Source organism: Phaeobacter sp. HF9A (assembly GCF_011806385.1).
Taxonomy (GTDB): Bacteria; Pseudomonadota; Alphaproteobacteria; order Rhodobacterales; family Rhodobacteraceae; genus Epibacterium.
The window spans coordinates 1-3,788 of the sequence record NZ_JAATOX010000206.1; the positions used below are offsets into that span (position 1 = coordinate 1).

The 3,788-nt window shown below is 64.9% G+C and carries 4 protein-coding genes; 2 read left to right on the top strand and 2 right to left on the bottom strand.

Annotated elements, in window-relative coordinates:
• Positions 1-3 precede the first annotated feature (3 nt).
• Complete coding sequence (locus HCZ87_RS20160) at positions 4-909, bottom strand: LysR family transcriptional regulator (RefSeq protein ID WP_167646831.1); 906 nt, start codon at positions 907-909, stop codon at positions 4-6.
• Positions 910-1,059: 150 nt separating this feature from the next.
• On the opposite strand from HCZ87_RS20160, the gene metF reads away from it, so the two are divergent.
• Positions 1,060-1,929 (top strand): methylenetetrahydrofolate reductase [NAD(P)H], encoded by an 870-nt coding sequence (gene metF / locus HCZ87_RS20165; RefSeq protein WP_167646833.1) that lies wholly within the window; start codon positions 1,060-1,062, stop codon positions 1,927-1,929.
• A 156-nt stretch (positions 1,930-2,085) separates the two neighbouring features.
• A complete protein-coding gene (locus HCZ87_RS20170) occupies positions 2,086-3,303 on the top strand; it encodes an MFS transporter (RefSeq protein WP_167646835.1) in 1,218 nt (405 codons plus the stop codon).
• A 21-nt stretch (positions 3,304-3,324) separates the two neighbouring features.
• Here HCZ87_RS20170 and HCZ87_RS20175 read toward each other — a convergent pair.
• Positions 3,325-3,788: DUF2235 domain-containing protein (locus tag HCZ87_RS20175; protein ID WP_167646837.1), on the bottom strand; the 464-nt coding region annotated here is incomplete at its 5' end.

The following is a 3,788-nucleotide window of genomic DNA, read 5'->3' on the forward strand; positions in this document are numbered from 1 at the left end:
ACCCTATTGCTGCTGCAACTTCCGCGCCTCGATCCGGGCCAGGCGGATCAGTTCCTGCATAAAGGGTTTTTCCTGATCATCACTGCGGATCGCCGCATAGAGCCTGCGGGTGATGCCAGCCTCGGTCAGCGGTCGGGTCACATAATCCGAGGAATATTTCACCTCCCGCACCACCCAGTCAGGCAGCACCGAGACACCACGATTGGACGCCACCAATAGCAGGATCACCGCCGTCAGCTCCACCTTGCGAATGCTCGCAGGTTCCACCCCCGCCGGGATCAGCAGCTGGCTGAACACATCCAGCCGGGTGCGCTCCACCGGATAGGTGATCAGGGTCTGGCCGCGAAAATCCTCCGCCTCGACATAGGGTTTTGCCGCCAGCGGGTGCTGGCTGGAGGCCACAAAGACCGGGTTATAGTCAAACAATTCGATAAAGGTGACGCCCGGCATGTCTTCGGGATCAGAGGACACCACCAGATCCACCTCCTCGCGGATCAGGGCCGGCAGCGCCTCAAAGGCGAGGCCCGGGCGGATATCCACATCAACATCGCTCCAGCTCTTGCGAAAGGCTTCCAAAACCGGAAACAGCCACTCGAAACAGGCGTGGCACTCGATCGCGATATGCAGCCGGCCGGTCTCGCCATCGCGCAGGGCGGAAAACTCCGCCTGTGCCGCCTCCAGCTGCGGCAGCACCTGCTCGGCCAGCCGCAACAGCCGCAACCCCGCCGCCGAGAGCTTCATCGGCTTGGAACGACGCAGGAACAGCTCCACCCCGGCCTGCTCCTCCAACCCCTTGATCTGATGGCTGAGCGCGCTTTGGGTGATGTTGAGCTGCTCCGCCGCACGCGCCAGCCCGCCCGCCTCATGGATCGCCTTGATCGTCCGCAGGTGACGAAATTCGATATGCATACTATCGCAGGCCTCATGTTGTTCTTGAGAAATATGAATTTGATTCACTGATAGCTCTCATGAGAGAAGGGGTCAAACGCCATACGACACCTCAAGGCACAAAAGCGACGCAAACCCGCCCCGCCCGAGGCCCATCAGGAGAAGACGACAGTGACAACGCCCGAGATTTCCTTTGAGTTCTTCCCGCCGAAAAACCTTGAGGCCTCCTTCCGGCTCTGGGACACGGTGCAATCGCTGGCGCCGCTGGCACCGCGCTTTGTCTCGGTGACCTATGGCGCCAGTGGCACCACGCGGGAGCTGACCCGCGACGCGGTGACCACGCTGCACAAGGCCTCTGGCCTGCCGGTCGCGGCGCATCTGACCTGCGTCTCCGCCACCCGCGCCGAAACCCTGGCCATCGCTGATCAATACGCCGAAGCCGGGATCACCGATCTGGTGGCCCTGCGCGGCGACCCGCCTGCGGGCAGCGGCACCTTCACACCCTGCGAGGACGGTTTTGCCTCCTCCGTCGAGCTGATCGAAGCCCTGGCCGCCAAGGGCACATTCACGCTGCGTGTCGGCGCCTACCCGGAGGCCCACCCGGACTCCTCCAGCATGCAGTCCAACGTTGACTGGCTGAAGCGCAAACTGGACGCGGGCGCGGATGAGGCGTTGACCCAGTTCTTCTTTGAGGCCGAGAGCTTCTTTCGCTTCCGCGATGCCTGCGCCAAGGCGGGGATCGACACCGACCGGATCACCCCGGGCATCCTGCCGATCGAGAACTGGAAAGGCGCGCGCCGCTTTGCCGAGAGCTGCGGCACGACTATCCCGACCTGGCTCGACGAGGCCTTCGACAAGGCCGAGCGCGACAACCGCACCGATCTGCTGGCCACGGCGCTGTGCAGCGAGCTGTGCAGTGATCTTCTGGAAGGCGGCGTCAAGCGGTTGCATTTCTACACGCTGAACCGCCCGGAGCTGACGCGGGATGTCTGTCACGCACTGGGGGTCAAATCCAAGGCCCGCTTGCAAAAGGTCGCGTAAGCCATTCTAAAAAATAGAATTACTCGCCGCGCGCTGTCACCGATCCCGGCCTGGCAGCGCGCGGCGGGATGCGTTTGAACCACGTCATTGCGCCGGTGCTTGTTTTTCATTGCGATCTCGCGCAACCTCAGGGTGATTTCAGCCAAGGAACACCGCATGGCCGCGCCGCTTCTATATCGCAATCGCAACTATCGCCTGCTGTTCACCGCCGGGGCGCTGACCAATCTGGGCGACGGCATGATGGCGCTGGCGCTGCCCTGGCTGGCCTCGCTGATGACCCGCGACGCGGTGGCGATTGCGGCGGTGGCGGCGGCCGGACGGCTGCCCTGGCTGCTGTTTTCGGTGCCTGCCGGGGTGGTGGTGGACCGGATGGACCGGCGCAAACTGATTGCACGCGCCGATATGCTGCGCGCGGGGCTGACGCTCGCGATCCTGCTGCTGGCGCTGAGCGCACCAGCGACGGGCGCGATCTGGCTGCTGGCGGGCCTGGCCTTTCTCTTGGGCGCGGCGGAGGTGCTGCGCGACAATGCGGCCCAGACCATCCTGCCCTCGCTTGTCTCCGCCGACGATCTGGAGGCCGCAAATGGCCAGATGTGGAGCGTCGAGCAGCTGACCGGCCAGTTCATCGGCCCGCCGCTCGCGGGCGTGCTGATTGCCGCCGGGATCGGCCTGCCCTTTGGCCTCGATATCGCAGCGCTGGTGCTGGCGGCGGGCTTTGTCTGGCTGATCGTGATGAAGCCGGTGCCCCCAACCGATCAGCGCTTCTGGGCGGCGCTGAAAGAGGGCATCGCCTTCATGCGCAACGATGCGATGTTGCTCCGGCTGGCCATCGTGCTGGGGCTGGCCAATTTCCTCGCCATTGCGACCATCACGGTGCAGATCCTGTTTGCGCAGGATGTGCTGGGCCTCAGCGCGGCGGGCTATGGGGTGCTGCTCTCGATCGAGGCGATGGGCGCGATCACCGGCAGCCTGCTCGCGCCACTGGCGGTGCGGCGCTTTGGGCTGCATCCCTGCCTCTATGCTGCGATTGCCACCTGGGGCCTGGGATACGGGCTGGTCGGGCTGAGCCGCCATGCCGCGACGATGGGGCTCGCGCTTTTTGCGGTACTGGCGGCGGCGATGCTGTGGAACGTGATCACGGTGTCCTGGCGGCAACGGCGCATCCCGCCCGCGCTGCTGGGGCGCGTCAACAGCATCTATCGCTTCTTTGGCTGGGGCTCGATGCCGCTGGGCGCGCTGGCGGGCGGCGCCATCGTGTCAGTGCTGGAGCCGGAGATGGGGCGCGAACTGGCCCTGCGCGCGCCGTTTCTGCTGGCAGCGCTCTGCTGTCTGGGGCTGCTGATCTATGCGCTGTTCAAGCTGCGGCTGGAGTAAACCGACACCGGGCGGCGGCGATCAATGCGGCCTGCGCCGCATGAAGAGATGATACCAATGCCCTGATTTTTTGGAACGATCCGCCATATAGACGCTGGGATGAATCTTTTCGCTCGGGTCGCGCCCGACGATCCGGCGGCGGCGCAGAAGAAAGATCTTGCCCCAGCCCGACCAGGTGCCAACCGAGGGCGCATCCGGGTCCACCGGAAAGCGCATGCGCCAGTCGCGCGGCAGCGGCAGGCCGGACATTTCGGCGCGCTCCAGCATCCAGACCAGCGGGATATTGGCCAGAGGCCGCGCCGCCTCGTCGCCGCCCAGCTGACCGCCGATATCGCCATGCGCGCCGCGAAACCAGACCTGCTCGATCTGGCCTTCAAAATCCGGCTCGGTTTGCCAGAGCACCGGCGCATAGACCTCGCGGGTCTCGTCCAGCGCCAGCGCCTGATAGCCCGCCTTGACCAGCGGGCTCAGCCGGTGGTCGTGAA